This is a genomic window from Pseudomonas sp. SDO5271_S396, from assembly GCF_054071795.1.
Genome location: NZ_JBSVWB010000006.1, coordinates 80,610 through 97,718, shown reverse-complemented (window position 1 = coordinate 97,718; position 17,109 = coordinate 80,610). Strand labels below are relative to the sequence as shown.

The window sequence follows — 17,109 nt, the reverse complement described above, 5'->3', positions numbered from 1 at the left end:
CCTGGTGCCTGTATTGTTGTGGTTGTGGCAGAGTTCTATTGGGTCTTCCCGTCCCTGTGGGAGCTGGCTTGCCTGCGATGGCGGTGTGTCAGTCACCGATGCAATCACTCGAAGATTGCTATCGCAGGCAAGCCAGCTCCCACAGTTCTGAGCTATGGCGGTCAACGCAATTCGAGCAACCCTTGGACCAACGGCTGCAAGTCCAGGCCATTGACCTGTTTCACCTGTTCGATCATCGCCTCGGGCCAGCACTGCATGCCGAGACATGCCCCCAACATGGCGCCAAGAATCGCGGCGATGGTGTCGGTGTCGCCACCGAGACTGGCGGCTAGGCACAGGGCTTCGAACGCGCTCAGCGCGCCCACCGCCACTTGCTGGGCAAGGGCGAACGACACCACCACCGACTCCTGGGATGCGACGGAGGTGCCAATCAATTCGTAGAGCAGATCGGCGAACAGCGCCTTGTCGCCGCTGCCGACGCTCAAAGTCCGCGCCCAACTGATGCGGGTGGAAATGCGCCCACCGGCAATCCAGTGCCCCTGGTTTTCGGCCTGCTGGGCAACCTGGACACCGACGTTCAAGGCTTCGCCCAGGTCCACCCCGTTGATGCCGGCGGAGACCACCGCCGCCACTGCCGCAGCGCTGGAAATGCCCAGGGTTGTGTTGTGAGTGACCTGGCACGCCTGGATCACTGCCTGAATGAACGCTTTCGGGTCACTCACATCCGCCGCGATGCCCACCGGCGTGATGCGCATGGCGGCACCGTTGGTAGTGCCGTAGCGCCCGGACTCTTCCGGCGTGTGGCCGGCCAGGATCATGTCGATCGCGCGTTTGGTGGACGGACCCAGCAGGTCCTGGGAGCCCTTGGCGCGCATCACCGCTTCCCAGTCGATCAGGCGCTGGGCGAGTACCGTGGGCTCGATCAACCCCCGGCCTTCCACCAGCAGCTCACCCACCAGGATTGCCTGTTCGGTGTCATCGGTGATGGAACCGGCGGGCATGTTCGGTGCAATCGGCTGGTCGGCGCCGGCATCTTCCAGCGCAGTGATGGCGCCGAACCGCGCCCTGACCTGCTCGCGGCTCAGGGATTGGGTAGGCATGCCCAGGGCATCGCCCAGTGCCAGGCCGTAGAAAGCGCCAAGCGCGCGAATGTCCGGGGTCATTTCGAAGCTCCAAATTGCAGGTGCAGGCGAAAGTGCAGCGGGTCGAGCAAACTTTCGACGTGTTCCATGAACCGTTCGCGACGGTCGTAGGTGGTGCGCGAGGCCTTGAGAAACACAGTACCCGCCGGACGGCCGAGCAGTTCGGCATCTTCGTTGCTCAGGGGCTCGGCACCGATCCATTGGTCACCTTCGGCGCCGACGTAGCCGTAGGCCGCCAGGGTGATGGTCAGGGAGTTATCGATCAGGCCGACGCGCGGCAGGCTTTCCAGGCCACCAACGGCGGGCATCAGTGAGCGTTCGAGGGACACGGCGATCCCGTCGGGTGTGCGCCGCAGGCGGTCGAGTGCAATGAACTGGTCACTGCCAAAACGGCTGAGCAGATCCGCTCGGGTCACCGCTTCAAGACGCAGGATATCGGTGGTCACCCGCGCGCCGGTATCGGCCAGGGCCTGGGCCCAACCGCTGCGTTGGTCGAGCACCATGCCGTCGAACGTGACGATGGAGCCGACGCCGCTCTGGGTGGCGATGTAGTTGCGGCGCTTGAGCTCAGCCAGGGCTTCACGCAGGGTGCCGCGACTGACCGAGAACTCTTCGGCCAGTTGGTGCTCGCCCGGCAGCAGGAAACCGTCGGCCATCACGCCACCCTCGATACGGCGGATAAGCTCGTCGACGACGCGTTTTTTCTTATCAAATCGGACATGTCTAATCATGTACAAATTGATAACCGATAGCGCCCGTTTGCAGCAAGCGAATTATTTCAGGGAGATGAAAAAACCGCTCTCAGGGCTCCAGCCCAATGGGGAAAAACACCCCGCCGCTCCAGACGCCCAGCCAGTTCTGACCGTTGATCGGACGGCTTACCGCCAGCTCCACCAATTGGTAGAACACGTTGCGATGCACCAGGGCTTCGAGGTTGGAGCGCACCCGCAGATAAGGGGAAGGCTCTTGGGTGACGGGGTCGATCACCACCCGCAGCGGGTGTTCGACGCCCGCTTCGATCGGTTCATCGACGTTGCTGGTAAAGCGCAGCATCTGCTGTTCGCCCTGCCCTTCGACCTCCAGCGTGATCGCGACAAAAGGCGCGTCATCGACGACGATGCCGACCTTTTCCACCGGCGTTATCAGGAAGTAATCGTCACCATCGCGGCGGATGATGTTGGAGAACAGCTTGACCATCGGCTTGCGTCCGATCGGCGTGCCCTGATAGAACCAGGTGCCGTCGCGGGCGATGCGCATGTCGATGTTGCCGCAGAAATCCGGGTTCCAAAGGTGTACCGGCGCCGGTCCCTTGCCCTTGGGCAGTTGGGCCAACAAGTCATTGGCCTTGGCGGAATCGGTCATGGGGGTCTCCTGTGGCTTACTGATCACTCATGCCCAACAGGCCGCGGGCATATTGCGCCAGAGGGCGTGCAATCAGATCTTGTGGCTTGTTGTCGTGGAACGTCAGCAAACCGCCACGACTGCGAATTCGTGCAGTATCGATCAAATACTGGGTGCTGGTCTCGATCAACATGATCTGGATCACGCCGCTGTCCAGCCCCACGCGGTCCAGAGCCTCTTGATCAGCCCATTCATCGGCATTGCCGATACGATCGTCAGCCGCCGCAAAACGGCAATACAACAGGTAGTGAGCACCCGCTGCGCGGGCTTCGGACATGGCCTGCTCAAGCCCTTCGGGCTGGCGGGCGCGACGCACCATGGGGAAATACTCGACGAAACCGTTGAATGCCTCTTCAGCCACCACATTGGGGCGCGGGTAAGCGCTGCCCGGCGGCACGAACGCGCCCTGGGCAATAAACACAAAGGAATCCGGCTGTATACGAACCGACGCGGTACGGCGTGTATCGCTGTGATCCAGCAACCCGGCGTCACTCATCTGATAGCGAGTGCCTTCGGCCATATCGCTGACGGTCATGCAACCACTCAGCGTCAATGACGCCAGCAACAAAACCAGACTACGCATCCCAATCCTCCAGAAGCCGGTGACGGAAAACCGGCGAATGGGCGTGAGATGCAGATTTTGCGCCACTTAGCAGCGACACCTGACAATGTGGGAGCTGGCTTGCCTGCGATTGCGGTGTATCAGTGCCGAATTGAGGGACTGACACACTGTCATCGCAGGCAAGCCAGCTCCCACAATAAAAGTGTGCGTTGACTTGAAGGGACGCTAACCGCCGATGATCTTCATGATCGTCGCACCGCCCGAGAATGCCACTTCCTGCTTGTCGCCCAGCGCTTTCATCAGCAAGCCCTGCAACGCGGGCAGCGCCTGGTGGCGAGGTTTGTCGAGCAGGTCGCCGACATAGTGGCGGTTGCTCGACGACAGGCAGCCGTGCAACCAGCCGGTGGACGACAGGCGCAGCCGCGAACAGGTACGGCAGAACGGCACGCTTTCGTTGGCGATCACGCCGAAATAACCTTTGCCGGGGATTTCATAACGAACCGCGGTCGCGTCGATGGGCGCGCTGGCTTGCAGGTATTCGTGTTGCTCGCCGATCAGGCTGAGCAATTGCTGCAGGCTGACGAATTGCTGGAGAAACGCGTTGGAATCCTTGGCCAGGTGGCCCATGCGCATCAATTCGATGAAGCGCAACTCGTAGCCGCGCTCAAGGCAGTAGTCGAGCAACGGCATGACCTGATCCAGGTTCTGGCCGCGCAACGGCACCATATTGACCTTGATCTTGATGCCGGCGGCGCGCGCCTGGTCCATACCATCGAGGACAGTGGCCAGATCGCCGCCACGGGCGATACCGCGGAAGGCATCGGCATCCAGGGTGTCGAGGGACACGTTGATACGCCGAATCCCTGCCGCCACCAGCAACGGCAGCTTGCGCGCAAGCAACTGGCCATTGGTGGTCAGACTGATATCACTGAGCCCCATCTGCCCCACGGCGCCCATAAAGGCTTCCAGCTTGGGACTGACCAGCGGCTCGCCACCGGTAATGCGCAGGCGATCAATGCCGGCGGCTTCAATCAAGTACTCCACGCCACGGGCCATGGCCTCGGCCGAGAGTTCGTCCTGGGCAGCCACCAGCCGCTTGCCATTGGGCACGCAGTAGGTACACGCATAATTGCAGGCTGAGGTCAGGCTGATCCGCAAATTGCGAAAACGCCTGCCTTGACGATCAACGATCATGGATCACTCCGGCAGAGGATAATTCGGGCGCACTAAAAGCTGACTCATAAATCAGCTTTTAGCAAGATCCTTGCCTGAGTATATTCCTGGGGCACTGCACCTGGCAGTAAATCATTAGGCCATCATCGTGGCTCAGGCCGCCGGTGTTCCAGCCGGTGGCAGCTCGGTGGTGTGCTTGCGCTTGTTGCCCATGCGCACGCCGATGTCCATCAGGAACTGGAAGAAGCCTTCCTGATCCTCCAGCACATTGCTCCAGAACGGCGAGTGATACAGCGCCACCGCACCGTGGACCAGCGCCCAGGCGGCGCAATAGTGGAAATACGGTGGCACATCTTCCAGCTTGCCTTCGCTGATGCGGCCTTTGATCAGCAGGGTCAGGCGCTCGAAGTTCGAGGCACGGATCTTGTGCAGTTCCTCGACCATCTCCGGTACCTGATGGCCCTTGACCACCTTCTCTTCCAGGCGATCGAACAGGCGGTAGCGCTGCGGGTCGCGCATGCGAAACTCGAAGTAGGCCCGGGACAGGGCTTCCTTGTCCTTGTCCACATCAGCCGAATGCAGCAACTCGTTCAGGTCGCGCTCATAGTCGAGCATCAGCCGCAGGTAGATCTCGGCCTTGGACTTGAAGTGCTTGTAGATCGTGCCTTTGCCGATACCCACGGCATCCGCGATCATCTCGACGGTAACGCTGTCCTCACCCTGTTCGAGGAACAACTTGAGCGCGGTGTCGAGAATTTCCTGCTCACGGCGGCGAAACTCACGGACCTTACGGGGTTCTTTGTGCATGAGGAAGACGTCTGCAGAGGTGAATATGGGGAGGGTTGCGCAGGGCCACGGTTACGTGGCGATACGATTGACCCGGTGCGAGGGATTATCCCGACTGAACAGTCGTTGGGCAACGCCTATGTGAACAAGCCGCGCACTTTATTGCCCTCACACCAACGAATAAGCCTCTATCGGTCAGAAATAAAACGCGATATTGGGTCGTGTGCATGGGGCTAATGAGAACTCAAGCGAAGCGCGCGTATTCCAAATCTGTTTAAAAAACGACCAGTCGCGACTGGACTGAATCGGATACTGATCAATACTTCAACTGTCGGCGCGACATCTCCCCCAAGTGAAGCGTCGACCTGGGTACCGACGGACTGTGTGCCCTTGTTTTACTCCTAATGGTCTTAGCCCGGATTCACCCCCCAGAACCCGGGTTTTTTTTGCCTGCGATTTGGCAACGCTAGCCGCTTACATGGGCCAGGGGGAACAACCGCTTGAAGTTCTCGGTAGTCTGCTCGGCAAAGCGCTCATACGATTCACCGCGCAGCATCGCCAGATAATCCGCCACGTCGCGCACATACTCCGGCAGGTTCGGCTTGCCGCGATGGGGAATGGGCGCGAGGTACGGCGAATCGGTTTCCACCAGCAAACGGTCGGCCGGCACCTGGCGCGCCACATCACGCAGGGCGTCGGCATTGCGGAAGGTGACGATACCCGACAGCGAAATATAGAACCCCAGGTCCAGGGCCGCCTTGGCCATATCCCAGTCTTCGGTGAAGCAATGCAGCACGCCCGCCTGGGGCAACTCCGCTTCACGCAGCAGCGTCAGGGTATCGGCACGGGCGCCTCGGGTATGGACGATCACCGGCTTGCCGGTCTGCTGGGCGGCCTGCAGGTGCAGACTGAACGAGGCTTGCTGCAACTCGGCGGCTTCGGGCTCGTAATGGTAGTCCAGGCCGGTTTCGCCAATCGCCACCACGCGTGGGTGATTGAGTTCGCTCAACAACCAGTCGAGGGCCGGTGCCTCACCGGGCTTGAGGTCAAGCGGATGAATACCGACCGAGCAATCGACATCGGCATAACGTTCGGCAAGTGCCTTCACGTCGGCAGCGTTTTCGGCGCTCACGCCGATACACAGAAAGTGCCCGACCCCGCGCTGGCGGGCAGCCTCAAGGGCTGCGTCGAGAGAGCCGCCGTGCTGAGCGAGATCGAGGCGGTCGAGGTGGCAATGGGAATCTACGAGCATAAGAAGTTACAACTTGAGTCACGGAAAGTGTCTGGCCAACGATACACCCGTCGGCCACGGAAATTAACGACGGCCGAGCAAGCCCACCCACTGCACCAGCAGCGCTTCGAGCAACAGCACGCGATTGAGGTTGGCCTTGCCGAGGACCTTCTGACGCTGGGCGAGGATCCAGTCCTGAATGTCCAGCACCTTGTCCTGGGCACTTTTCTGCGCAAGGTATTGCACTACCTTGCGCATGTCCGGCAGCCCCAGGCCGCTCTCATCCTGGGTCAACTGGTAGCGCAGGATCAGGCTCGACCAGTCGCAGAACCAGTCGAACAGCAACAGAAGCGGCACGTCCTTCCAGGCACTCTCGGCCAATTGTGTGGCGGACTGCTCCTGCTTGAGCAGTTTTTTCACGCCCTCCACCACCAGCGCACGCTGCTCACGCACGCCCTGGGCATGCAGCTTGACCGCCGCCAGCGGCGAGCCGGCCGCCAGGGTCAGCAGCTCGATGCGCTCCTGCTCACTGCATTCCGGCAACGCCTGGCCCAGCCACTGCAAGCTCATGGCCTCGCTTGGAAGCGGGCATGCCTGCTGTACACAACGGCTGCGGATGGTCGGCAGCAAGCGGCTGGACTGATGGCTGACCAGCAACAACACCGTATCGCCGGACGGCTCTTCCAGGCTCTTGAGCAAGGCGTTGGCGGCATTGATGTTCATCGCCTCAACCGGCTCGATCAGCACCACCTTGCGCCCGCCCATCTGCGCGGTCTGCACCACGAAACTGACCAGGTCACGCACCTGATCGACCTTGATCGCCTTGTCGGCTTCTTCGGGTTCCAGCAGGTAGTTGTCCGGATGACTGCCGGCCTTGAGCAGCAAACAGGACTTGCACTCGCCGCAGGCCTCCAGATTGACGGGATGCTGGCACAACAGGCTGGCCATCAAGCGCTCGGCGAGGTCGCGCTTACCGATCCCGATGGGACCGTGCAACAAGTAGGCATGGGCATGCTGGGCACGCCCGGCCAGTTGTTGCCACAGGCTGTCTTGCCACGGATAGGCTTCAGCCACGGGCGCGCTCCAGCAGGTTTGGCAACAGGCTATCGATGGCTTGCTGCACCTGAGCCAGGGGTTGGGCAGCGTCCAGCAGGTAATAACGCGCAGGATCCGCCTTGGCACGCTCGAGGAATGCACGGCGCACGGCGTCGAAGAAGGCCTGCCCCTCCAGCTCGAAACGGTCCAGGCGACCGCGTGCACTCGCGCGGGCCATGCCCACTTCCACCGGCAAATCGAACACCAGCGTCAAGTCGGGTCGCAACTCGCCCTGAACGAACGTTTCCAGCGTGGCGATACGTGCCAGGGGCAAGCCTCGGCCACCGCCCTGATAGGCATAGGTAGAGTCGGTAAACCGGTCGCAGATCACCACGGCGCCACGGGCCAGAGCCGGGCGAATCACTTCGGCCAGGTGCTGCGCGCGGGCGGCAAAGACCAGCAGCAATTCGGTGTCCGGGCTCATCTGTTCTTCGCCCGGGGCCAGCAACAACTCGCGGATGCGCTCGGCCAGCGGTGTACCGCCGGGCTCACGGGTCAGCACCACTTCGATGCCTTCGGCGCGCAGGCGCTCGGCCAGGTAATCGCGGTTGGTGCTCTTGCCGGCGCCTTCGGGGCCTTCCAGGGTAATAAACAAGCCAGTCACAGGCAGTCCTTAGTCAGAGTCATTGCGGGCTTTGCGGCGCTGCGGTGGCCGGTGCAGGTTCGGCGGGCGCCTCAACGGGTGCCTCGACCGCTGGCGTCGGCTCATCTGCCGGCTTGGCCGCCGGTGCCGGGCTGGAACGATAATCCGCGCGACGCTTGAGCTGGAACTCGCGCACGGCGGCATTATGCGCATCCAGGTCATCAGAGAAAATATGGCTGCCGTCACCCCGGGCGACAAAAAACAGGCTGCTGCCCGGCACCGGGTTCAGTGCCGCATGAATCGCCTCGCGCCCCACCATGGCAATCGGCGTCGGCGGCAAGCCGGCAATCACATAGGTGTTATACGGGGTGGCTTCCTTGAGGTGCGCGCGGGTCAACTTGCCGTTGTAGCGCTCACCCAGGCCATAGATCACAGTGGGGTCGGTCTGCAACAACATGCCGAGCTTCATGCGCCGCACGAACACCCCGGCGATCTGCCCGCGTTCTTCGGGCACGCCGGTCTCCTTCTCCACCAGGGACGCCATGATCAGCGCCTGATAAGGGTCGGCGTACGGCGCATCGGCGGCGCGTTTGCTCCACTCCTGGGCGAGGACATCATCGAGGCGGTTATAGGCTTTTTTCAGGAATTCGACGTCAGTCATGCCACGCACGAAGCGGTAGGTATCCGGGAAGAATCGCCCCTCGGGAAACACGCCAGGATGGCCGAGCTTGTCCATCACATCGCTGTCACTGAGGCCGGACAGGGTCTGTACGATTTTTTCATGTTTGGCCAGGGCCGAGCGCACCTGACGGAAGTTCCAGCCCTCCACCAGGGTCAGGCTGTATTGCACCACTTCACCCCGCTGCCACAGGCCGATCAAGCCTTGCGCGGTAAGGCCCGGCGTCATGCGGTATTCGCCACTGTGCAGGGGCTGACCATCGAGGTTGAAACGCCAGTACAGACGCAGCCAGAACGCGTCGTCCAGCACGCCGTCGGCCTCCAGGCGATTGAACGTGCCCGTCGGCGTTACCCCGGCCGGCACATCGAGCAATTGCTCCTGGGCCAGATTCAAAGGCTGCTTGAGGGCAGAGTCGAGCTTCCAGGCGCCATAGCCCAGCAGCAAGCCTGCCGAGACCAGGCCGATCTGCAGCAGTACTACAAGTTTTCGTATCAACTCAAATATCCAATAGCGCGCGAACAATGCCTTGCAGTTTACGGGTGAGCGGGCCAACCGACCAGCTCATCGCAGCACACCCGCGCACCGGCCAAATGCCATAAACGCTGTTGCACACAAAGACTTCATCGGCCTGCAGCAACTGCTCGAGGCTGATGTCGGCCACGGCCACCGGGACGCCCAGCGCTTTCGCCTGGTCCAGGATCTCGGCACGCATGACACCCGCGACCCCGCAACGCGTCAGATCAGCGGTAAGTAACAAGCCGTTGCGCACCAGGAACAGATTGCTGAATACGCCTTCGATGACACGACCGGACAGATCCAGCATCAGACCTTCGGCATGCTCGGCGTCCTGCCATTCGGCGCGGGCAATCACTTGTTCCAGGCGGTTGAGGTGCTTGAGGCCAGCCAACAAGGGCTGCTCGGCCAAACGAGTGGCACAGGGAAACAGGCGGATGCCATCGGTTCCATGGACCGGGGGATAGGTTGCAGGCGGACTGCCCTGCAAGATACGGCGCACGGGCGCGCCTGGATGGGTGCCATAACCGCGCAGGCTGTCGCCACGGGTGAGGATCAGCTTGAGTACGCCGTCGCCCAAGGCGGCGGCGTATGCCAGGACTTCACCGCGCAGCAGCTCTTGGTCCACCACCAGCGCCAGCCGCCTGCAACCCTCGTCGAGGCGCCGCAGGTGACGGTCGAGCAACACCGGTTGCCCGGTCTTGACGGCGATGGTTTCGAACAGCCCGTCGCCATACGCCAGGCCGCGATCTTTCAGGGACACTGCGTCCGCCGGATGACCGTCGACCCAGCTGTGCATCATTCGGCGAACCGGCGGAACACCAGCGAACCGTTGGTGCCACCAAACCCGAACGAGTTGGAGATCGCCACATCGATCGGCATCGGCTGCGCTTCGTGTGGCACGAAGTTCAGGTCGCAGCCTTCATCCGGCTCATCGAGGTTGATGGTCGGCGGCGCGACCTGGTCCTTGATGGCCATGACGCTGAAGATCGCCTCGACCGCGCCCGCCGCACCCAACAGGTGGCCGGTCATGGACTTGGTGGAGCTGACCGCCAGCTTGTAGGCATGTTCACCGAACACCGACTTGATAGCCTCGGCTTCCGCCCGGTCGCCAGCCGGGGTCGAGGTACCGTGGGCGTTGATGTACTGCACCTGGTCCGTATTGACCTTGGCATCACGCAGGGCGTTGCTGATGCAGCGCGCGGCGCCGGCACCGTCGGACGGAGGCGACGTCATGTGGTAAGCGTCACCGCTCATGCCGAAACCGATCAGTTCGGCATAGATGGTGGCACCGCGCTCCTTGGCGTGCTCCAACTCTTCCAGCACCAGGGCGCCGGCACCGTCGGCCAGCACGAAGCCATCACGGCCCTTGTCCCATGGACGGCTTGCACGGGTCGGCTCGTCATTGCGGGTGGACAGCGCGCGCGAGGCACCAAAGCCGCCCATGCCCAGGCCACAGGCGGCCATTTCGGCGCCACCGGCGATCATCACGTCGGCTTCGTCGTAGGCAATGTTGCGTGCCGCCATACCGATGCAGTGCGTGCCGGTGGTGCAGGCGGTGGCGATGGCGTAGTTAGGCCCCTGGGCACCCAAGTGGATGGACAGGAAGCCGGAAATCATATTGATGATCGAGCCGGGCACGAAGAACGGCGAAATCTTGCGCGGGCCAGTCTCGTGCAGAATACGGCTGGTTTCTTCGATATTGGTCAGACCGCCAATACCCGAACCCATGGCCACACCCACGCGCTCACGGTTGGCGTCGGTGACTTCCAGGCCAGCATTGCGCACCGCCTGAAAACCGGCTGCCAGGCCGTATTGAATGAACAGGTCGAGCCTGCGCGACTCCTTGAGGTCGAGGTAATCCCCAACGTTGAAGCCCTTTACCGAGCCGCCAAAACGGGTGGAATAGGCAGAAAGGTCCGTGTGTTCGATCAGACCAATACCACTGCGGCCAGCCAGAATGCCCTGCCAACTGCTCGGCACATCCGTACCCAGTGGCGACAACATACCCATACCGGTGACTACGACGCGTCTACGCGACACAGCACTCTCCTTTTTCTATTGACGACTTTGCATCAGGCCTAAAGAAAAAACCGCACGCTGTAACAGCAGTGCGGTTTTTCCCTGACAGCGTGCAACGATTACAAACGATTAACCCTGGTGGGCGTTAACGTAATCGATAGCAGCTTGAACAGTAGTGATTTTTTCAGCTTCTTCGTCCGGGATTTCGGTCTCGAATTCCTCTTCCAGAGCCATCACCAGCTCAACGGTGTCAAGGGAGTCGGCACCCAGGTCTTCAACGAAGGAAGCGGTGTTGACCACTTCTTCTTCTTTAACGCCCAGTTGCTCGGCAACGATTTTCTTGACGCGCTCTTCGATGGTGCTCATACCTTGTTTTCACTCCTAATGGACAAATTCAGGCAGCTGGCCAGTGAGTAAGTGTATAGAAAGGCTTTTCAGCTTTTCAACTGAAAGCTTCACCCTGTACCCGCTCGGCCATCTGCCTATAAATTTAAGTTGCAGCTTTATAACGGATTTTAGACAGCTCGTATGACATTTTTTTGAAGCGATCCGTCACAATTTAACTCATGTACATCCCGCCGTTCACCGGGATTGTAGCCCCGGTCACGTAGGCCGCACCGTCGGATGCCAGGAAAGAAACCACATTCGCGATCTCTTGGGCCTGGCCCAGACGGCCCAGCGGAATCTGTGTCAGCAAGCTTTCACGCTGTGCTTCCGGCAGTTCGCGGGTCATATCGGTATCGATGAACCCTGGGGCCACCGAGTTGACCGTAATCGAACGCGAACCGACTTCACGTGCCAGTGCACGGCTGAAACCTTCCAGACCGGCCTTGGCGGAGGCGTAGTTTACTTGGCCTGCGTTGCCCATGGCACCCACTACGGAGCCAATATTGATAATTCGGCCCCAACGCGCCTTGGTCATGCCGCGCAAAACACCCTTGGACAGGCGAAACAGACTGTTCAAGTTGGTATCGACCACGTCGAACCACTCGTCGTCTTTCATACGCATCATCAGGTTGTCGCGGGTGATGCCGGCATTGTTCACCAGAATTGCCGGCGCACCGAACTGCGCGGTGATCTCGGCCAACACAGCGGCCACGGATTCATCGCTGGTCACGTTCAACTCAAGGCCGGTGCCTTGCACGCCGTTTTCCTTCAGGGTCGCGGCGATACGCTCGGCGCCCGAGGCGGAAGTGGCGGTGCCGATCACAACGGCGCCTTGACGGCCCAGTTCCAGGGCAATCGCCTGGCCAATGCCACGGCTCGCGCCGGTAACCAGTGCAACTTTACCTTGCAGACTCATGCAGGCTTCTCCTGAGTTCGGAATAAAGGGTCAGGCCTGCGCCGCACGAGCGGCGGCGAAGGCATCCGGGGTATTGAGGTTGGCGGTCGACACGCCTTCGGCACAGCGCTTGTTCAGGCCCGCCAGGACTTTGCCCGGACCGCACTCAACCAGTTGAGTGGCACCATTGGCGGCCAGGGTCTGAACCGACTCGACCCAACGTACCGGCTTGTAGAGCTGCTCCAGCAGGTCACGCTTGAGGGTGTCCAGGTCGGCAGCCACGGCGGCGCTGACGTTCTGCACCAGCGGGATCTGTGGTGCCTGCCAGTTGATAGCGGCGATAGATTCGGCGAAACGCTCGGCCGCCGGACGCATCAGCTCGCAGTGCGACGGCACGCTTACTGGCAGCGGCATGGCACGCTTGGCGCCACGGGCTTTGCAGCCTTCGATGGCACGCTCGACCGCCGCCTTGGCACCCGCGATCACCACTTGGCCAGGGGAGTTGAAGTTGACGGCGCTGACCACTTCGCCCTGGGCCGCTTCGGCGCAGGCAGCGATCACATCGGCATCTTCCAGGCCGAGAATGGCGGCCATACCGCCTTGCCCGGCCGGAACAGCCTCTTGCATCAATTGACCACGACGCTCCACCAGCTTGACGGCTTCGCCAAGGGTCAGGCTGCCTGCAGCCACCAGCGCACTGTATTCACCCAGACTGTGACCGGCCACAAATGCCGGACGCGCCCCGCCTTCAGCCAGCCACAGACGCCAGAGGGCGATGGAGGCGGTCAGAATGGCCGGTTGGGTTTTATCGGTTTGATTGAGCAGTTCTTCCGGCCCCTGCTGGGTCAGCGCCCACAGGTCATAGCCCAAGGCATCGGAAGCTTCCTTGAAGGTGTCGAGTACCAGCGAATGTTGCGCGCCCAGCTCGGCCAGCATGCCGAGGGACTGCGAACCCTGCCCTGGAAAGACGAATGCGAGGGATGTAGACATGTAACAAGCCCCTAATGATCTGGTCGTCGGATAAGGACGCTCCTACGTTGGGAGCGCACAAAACTGACAAGTTGGATGGTCAATTGAACTGGCCGGTCACATTTAAGCATTCCCGGGCCGATTCGCCTAAGGCAACAGGTCCTCGAGGCGTCCATGCAGGCGCTGCGGCAAGTTTTCCTGAATCTCGATCACGGCGCGCGCAATGGCGCTTTGAAAACCCTCGACACCCGCCGAGCCATGGCTTTTCACCACGATGCCCTGCAAGCCCAGAAAGCTCGCACCATTGTGCCGCGCAGGCGCCAGGTCTGCCTGCAATCGTCGCATCAAGGGCAACGCCAGGGCACCCACGATGCGCGAAGCGAGACTCTGCTGGAACAACGCCCGGATACGCGACGCAATCATGGTCGCCAGGCCCTCACTGGACTTGAGCAGGATATTGCCGACAAACCCGTCGCACACCACCACATCCGCCTCGCCACGGTAAAGACCGTCACCCTCGACAAAACCGATGTAATTCAAGCCTCGCGCACCTTGCAACAAGCTGGCGGCAAGCTTGACCTGCTGATTACCCTTGATGTCTTCGGTACCGATATTCAGCAACGCAATACGTGGCCGGGCCACACCGAGCGCTTCGGCGGCCACGGAGCCCATCACTGCAAACTGCAACAGGTGCTCGGCACTGCAATCGACATTGGCGCCCAGGTCCAGCAATTGGCAATAACCCTTCTGCGTCGGGATCGCCGCCACCATCGCTGGCCGGTCGATGCCCGGCAAGGTCTTGAGTACATGCCGCGACAACGCCATCAACGCACCCGTATTGCCAGCGCTGACACAGGCCTGCACCTTGCCATCGCGCAACAACTCCAACGCCACACGCATTGAAGAGTCAGGCTTGCCACGCAGGGCAGCCGCCGGCTTTTCATCCATGCCGATGGTTTCGCTGGCCGGTGCAATCGTCAGGCGCGCGCGATCCACCGCCGGATGGCTGGCAATCAGTTCTTCAAGGAGGGAGGGTTGACCGACAAGGGTCAGGTGCAGCGAGGGTGTCGCAGACAGGCTGGCAATGCAGGCCTGAACAATGTTGCGGGGACCGAAGTCCCCGCCCATTGCGTCAATCGCGATGACGAGAGCAGACAAGTGATTACTCGTCAGCGCCCTTGTCGATCACTTTACGACCACGGTATACGCCTTCTGGCGATACGTGGTGACGCAGGTGAACTTCACCGGTGGTCTTTTCTACGGACAGGGTGCTTGCCTCGAGAGCGTCGTGCGAACGGCGCATGTCACGGGCGGAGCGGGATTTTTTGTTCTGCTGAACAGCCATAATTGATTAACTCCTAAACGTTTGGGTCACGCTTTAACTGCGCCAATACACTGAACGGGTTGGACCGCGTTACCTCGTCCTCGCTCGGTTCGGGCTCGTCATCGAGGCCCGCCGGCTGCTGGCATTCTTCCGGATGATGAGCAGGCACAATGGGCAAGGCGAGCAGAAGCTCCTCCTCGATCAGTGCATGCAGATCCAAAGGATCTTCGCCCAGTTCCAGCACGTCATAACCTTTCGGCAACGACTGGGTATTCGCACCCTCCTTCACCACGGCGTAACTGCACTCGCTGTGGATCGGCAGGGTGACCAGCTCAAGACAACGCTGGCAAACCATTTTGACTTCGGTGTCGATAAAGCTGTGGATTACCACAGATTTACGTTCATCTCGCTCAAAAACGAATTTGGCCTGCACCGTACCGACATCATCGGAAAGCGGGTCGCAGAGTCTCTCCAAATCGGCCAACGGCAACGCACCTTGAAGGGTGGTGCCACGATCTGCCAATTTGCGCGGGTCAACGTGAGGTGGAATCGGGTCATTCAACATAGGCGCAGCATTATAGGGATGCACCGGGCCATGTCAAAGGAAATTCAGCCCTGTGCGTCAGCCGGTCACGCGGCTAGAATGCCCGGCTGCCCAGAGGAGACGCCCATGCTGCCTTTATTACTCGCATCCAGCTCGGTTTATCGCCGGGAATTGCTGAGCCGACTGCACCTGCCATTCATCTGCAGCTCGCCGGACATCGACGAAAGCCATCGCGCGAATGAGTCAGCCGTGGAGCTGGTCATGCGCCTGGCCGAACAGAAAGCTCGCGCCCTCGCCGCCAGCCACCCCGGACACCTGATCATCGGCTCCGACCAAGTGGCCGCACTGGAAGGCCGCATCATCGGCAAACCCCACACCTTCGAGAACGCCCGCGCACAGCTGCTGGCCGCCAGCGGCAAGCGCGTCAGTTTCCTGACCGGCCTGGCACTGCTCAACACCGAGACCGGACACTGCCAGGTCGACTACGTACCGTTTACCGTGCAGATGCGCGAGCTGGACGCTGAACGGATCGAACGTTATCTGCGTGTCGAGCAGCCGTATGATTGCGCCGGCAGCTTCAAGGCCGAAGGATTGGGTGTGAGCCTGTTTCAAAGCACCGAAGGGCCGGATGCGACCAGCCTGATAGGCCTGCCGTTGATTCGATTGGTGGATATGCTGCTGGCCGAAGGTGTGCAAATCCCTTAAATGCCCCCATCAAATGTGGGAGCGGGCTTGCTCGCGAATACGGCAGGTCAGCCACAGATACACTGACTGAAACACCGCTTTCGCGAGCAAGCCCCAGGGCTTCAGCGCAGGGTTGGCCCCTGAAAGCCCATATAAAGTGCCAGCTTCTCCGCCACGCTGGCCCCCAGCTTCTTGGAGAAACGATCGAACGGCGACTCCTCGACGGTGAAATCCACCAACTCCTTCTCGCCGATCACATCCCGCGCCACCGAACTGGCACTGCCCAGACCGTCGATCAAGCCCAGCGGCAGCGCCTGCTCGCCCGACCAGACCAGCCCGGAAAACAGTTCGGGATGCTCTTTATCCTTCAACCGATCCCCACGCCCCTGCTTCACACTGGCAATGAACTGACGATGAGTGGTATCGAGCACACCCTGCCAGAACTGGGTTTCATCCGCCTTTTGTGGCTGGAAAGGATCCAGGAATGACTTGTGCTCGCCCGAGGTGTAGGTGCGGCGCTCCACACCCAGCTTCTCCATGGCGCCGACAAAACCGTAACCGGCTGCCGTCACCCCGATAGAGCCCACCAGGCTGGCCTTGTCGGCATAGATCTGATCAGCCGCACTGGCGATGTAATAGGCACCCGAAGCCCCCAGGTCGGAAATCACCGCGTACAACTTGATGTCCGGGTGCAAGCCACGCAAGCGGCGGATTTCGTCATACACATAACCCGATTGCACCGGGCTACCGCCCGGGCTGTTGATGCGCAGGATCACGGCCTTGACCTTCGAATCCTCGAACGCGGCGCGCAGGCTGCTGACGATATTGTCGGCACTGGCGGACTCCTTGTCGGCAATCACTCCGCGCACTTCGATCAGCGCCGTGTAGTGAGCGCCGCGGGTCGCGCCCTTCTCCACATTCACCAGCGGACTGAACAACGCAAGCATGCCCAACAGGTACACGAAGGTCAGCAGCTTGAAGAAAATCCCCCAGCGCCGCGAACGACGATGCTCCTGGACATTGGCCAGCAGAGTCTTTTCCAGCAGTTTCCAGCTTTTATCGTCGGCGCCCTCGGGTTTTTCGGGCGCTTTCCATTCGTCACTCATGCGATCAACCCCA

Annotated in this window: 20 protein-coding genes; 1 reads left to right on the top strand and 19 read right to left on the bottom strand. The window is 60.9% G+C overall.

What is annotated here, in order from left to right:
- Positions 1 to 161: 161 nt before the first annotated feature.
- From ACW9IN_RS07055 to ACW9IN_RS06970, 18 genes are all read right to left on the bottom strand, one after another.
- On the bottom strand, positions 162 to 1,163 hold the full coding sequence (locus ACW9IN_RS07055; RefSeq protein ID WP_457365201.1) for an ADP-ribosylglycohydrolase family protein: 1,002 nt from the start codon (positions 1,161 to 1,163) through the stop codon (positions 162 to 164).
- Positions 1,160 to 1,873, bottom strand: a complete 714-nt coding sequence (locus tag ACW9IN_RS07050) for a GntR family transcriptional regulator (protein WP_457365200.1) — start codon at positions 1,871 to 1,873, stop codon at positions 1,160 to 1,162. The genes ACW9IN_RS07055 and ACW9IN_RS07050 overlap by 4 nt, the downstream gene beginning before the upstream one ends.
- Positions 1,874 to 1,943: 70 nt before the next feature.
- Positions 1,944 to 2,504, bottom strand: a complete 561-nt coding sequence (locus ACW9IN_RS07045) for a DUF1285 domain-containing protein (RefSeq protein ID WP_457365199.1) — start codon at positions 2,502 to 2,504, stop codon at positions 1,944 to 1,946.
- A 16-nt stretch (positions 2,505 to 2,520) separates the two neighbouring features.
- Positions 2,521 to 3,126 carry a DUF4823 domain-containing protein gene (locus tag ACW9IN_RS07040; protein ID WP_457365198.1) on the bottom strand — a complete coding sequence of 202 codons (606 nt, stop codon included), beginning with the start codon at positions 3,124 to 3,126 and terminating at the stop codon, positions 2,521 to 2,523.
- Positions 3,127 to 3,330: 204 nt separating this feature from the next.
- Positions 3,331 to 4,299, bottom strand: coding sequence for a GTP 3',8-cyclase MoaA (locus ACW9IN_RS07035; protein ID WP_457365197.1), 969 nt, complete (start codon positions 4,297 to 4,299; stop codon positions 3,331 to 3,333).
- 132 nt (positions 4,300 to 4,431) lie between these two features.
- Positions 4,432 to 5,085 carry a TetR/AcrR family transcriptional regulator gene (locus ACW9IN_RS07030; RefSeq protein ID WP_457365196.1) on the bottom strand — a complete coding sequence of 218 codons (654 nt, stop codon included), beginning with the start codon at positions 5,083 to 5,085 and terminating at the stop codon, positions 4,432 to 4,434.
- A 445-nt stretch (positions 5,086 to 5,530) separates the two neighbouring features.
- On the bottom strand, positions 5,531 to 6,316 hold the full coding sequence (locus tag ACW9IN_RS07025) for a TatD family hydrolase (protein WP_457365195.1): 786 nt from the start codon (positions 6,314 to 6,316) through the stop codon (positions 5,531 to 5,533).
- 63 nt (positions 6,317 to 6,379) lie between these two features.
- The gene (locus tag ACW9IN_RS07020) at positions 6,380 to 7,369 is read right to left on the bottom strand and encodes a DNA polymerase III subunit delta' (RefSeq protein ID WP_457365194.1); all 990 of its coding nucleotides are present in this window, start codon (positions 7,367 to 7,369) and stop codon (positions 6,380 to 6,382) included.
- Positions 7,362 to 7,994, bottom strand: coding sequence for a dTMP kinase (gene tmk, locus ACW9IN_RS07015; protein WP_457365193.1), 633 nt, complete (start codon positions 7,992 to 7,994; stop codon positions 7,362 to 7,364). The genes ACW9IN_RS07020 and tmk overlap by 8 nt, the downstream gene beginning before the upstream one ends.
- 19 nt (positions 7,995 to 8,013) lie before the next feature.
- Complete coding sequence (gene mltG, locus ACW9IN_RS07010) at positions 8,014 to 9,147, bottom strand: endolytic transglycosylase MltG (protein WP_457365192.1); 1,134 nt, start codon at positions 9,145 to 9,147, stop codon at positions 8,014 to 8,016.
- Between the two features lies 1 nt (position 9,148).
- Positions 9,149 to 9,964, bottom strand: a complete 816-nt coding sequence (gene pabC, locus ACW9IN_RS07005) for an aminodeoxychorismate lyase (RefSeq protein WP_457365289.1) — start codon at positions 9,962 to 9,964, stop codon at positions 9,149 to 9,151.
- Positions 9,964 to 11,208 (bottom strand): beta-ketoacyl-ACP synthase II, encoded by a 1,245-nt coding sequence (fabF, locus tag ACW9IN_RS07000; protein ID WP_457365191.1) that lies wholly within the window; start codon positions 11,206 to 11,208, stop codon positions 9,964 to 9,966. The genes pabC and fabF overlap by 1 nt, the downstream gene beginning before the upstream one ends.
- A 108-nt stretch (positions 11,209 to 11,316) precedes the next feature.
- Positions 11,317 to 11,553: an acyl carrier protein gene (gene acpP, locus ACW9IN_RS06995; protein WP_457365190.1), complete on the bottom strand. Its 237-nt coding sequence runs from the start codon at positions 11,551 to 11,553 to the stop codon at positions 11,317 to 11,319.
- Between the two features lie 193 nt (positions 11,554 to 11,746).
- The gene (gene fabG, locus ACW9IN_RS06990; protein WP_457365189.1) at positions 11,747 to 12,490 is read right to left on the bottom strand and encodes a 3-oxoacyl-ACP reductase FabG; all 744 of its coding nucleotides are present in this window, start codon (positions 12,488 to 12,490) and stop codon (positions 11,747 to 11,749) included.
- A 30-nt stretch (positions 12,491 to 12,520) separates the two neighbouring features.
- Positions 12,521 to 13,459, bottom strand: a complete 939-nt coding sequence (gene fabD / locus ACW9IN_RS06985; RefSeq protein WP_457365188.1) for an ACP S-malonyltransferase — start codon at positions 13,457 to 13,459, stop codon at positions 12,521 to 12,523.
- 126 nt (positions 13,460 to 13,585) lie between these two features.
- Entirely contained in the window at positions 13,586 to 14,596 is a 1,011-nt protein-coding gene (gene plsX / locus ACW9IN_RS06980) for a phosphate acyltransferase PlsX (protein ID WP_457365187.1), read from the bottom strand.
- Positions 14,597 to 14,600: 4 nt separating this feature from the next.
- Positions 14,601 to 14,783, bottom strand: coding sequence for a 50S ribosomal protein L32 (gene rpmF, locus ACW9IN_RS06975; protein ID WP_003179396.1), 183 nt, complete (start codon positions 14,781 to 14,783; stop codon positions 14,601 to 14,603).
- A 13-nt stretch (positions 14,784 to 14,796) separates the two neighbouring features.
- Positions 14,797 to 15,327 carry a YceD family protein gene (locus ACW9IN_RS06970; RefSeq protein ID WP_457365186.1) on the bottom strand — a complete coding sequence of 177 codons (531 nt, stop codon included), beginning with the start codon at positions 15,325 to 15,327 and terminating at the stop codon, positions 14,797 to 14,799.
- A gap of 105 nt (positions 15,328 to 15,432) precedes the next feature.
- On the opposite strand from ACW9IN_RS06970, the gene ACW9IN_RS06965 reads away from it, so the two are divergent.
- Positions 15,433 to 16,011 carry a Maf family protein gene (locus ACW9IN_RS06965; RefSeq protein ID WP_457365185.1) on the top strand — a complete coding sequence of 193 codons (579 nt, stop codon included), beginning with the start codon at positions 15,433 to 15,435 and terminating at the stop codon, positions 16,009 to 16,011.
- A 101-nt stretch (positions 16,012 to 16,112) separates the two neighbouring features.
- On the opposite strand, the gene ACW9IN_RS06960 is transcribed toward ACW9IN_RS06965, so the two are convergent.
- Positions 16,113 to 17,096: a S49 family peptidase gene (locus tag ACW9IN_RS06960; protein ID WP_457365184.1), complete on the bottom strand. Its 984-nt coding sequence runs from the start codon at positions 17,094 to 17,096 to the stop codon at positions 16,113 to 16,115.
- Positions 17,097 to 17,109 lie beyond the last annotated feature (13 nt).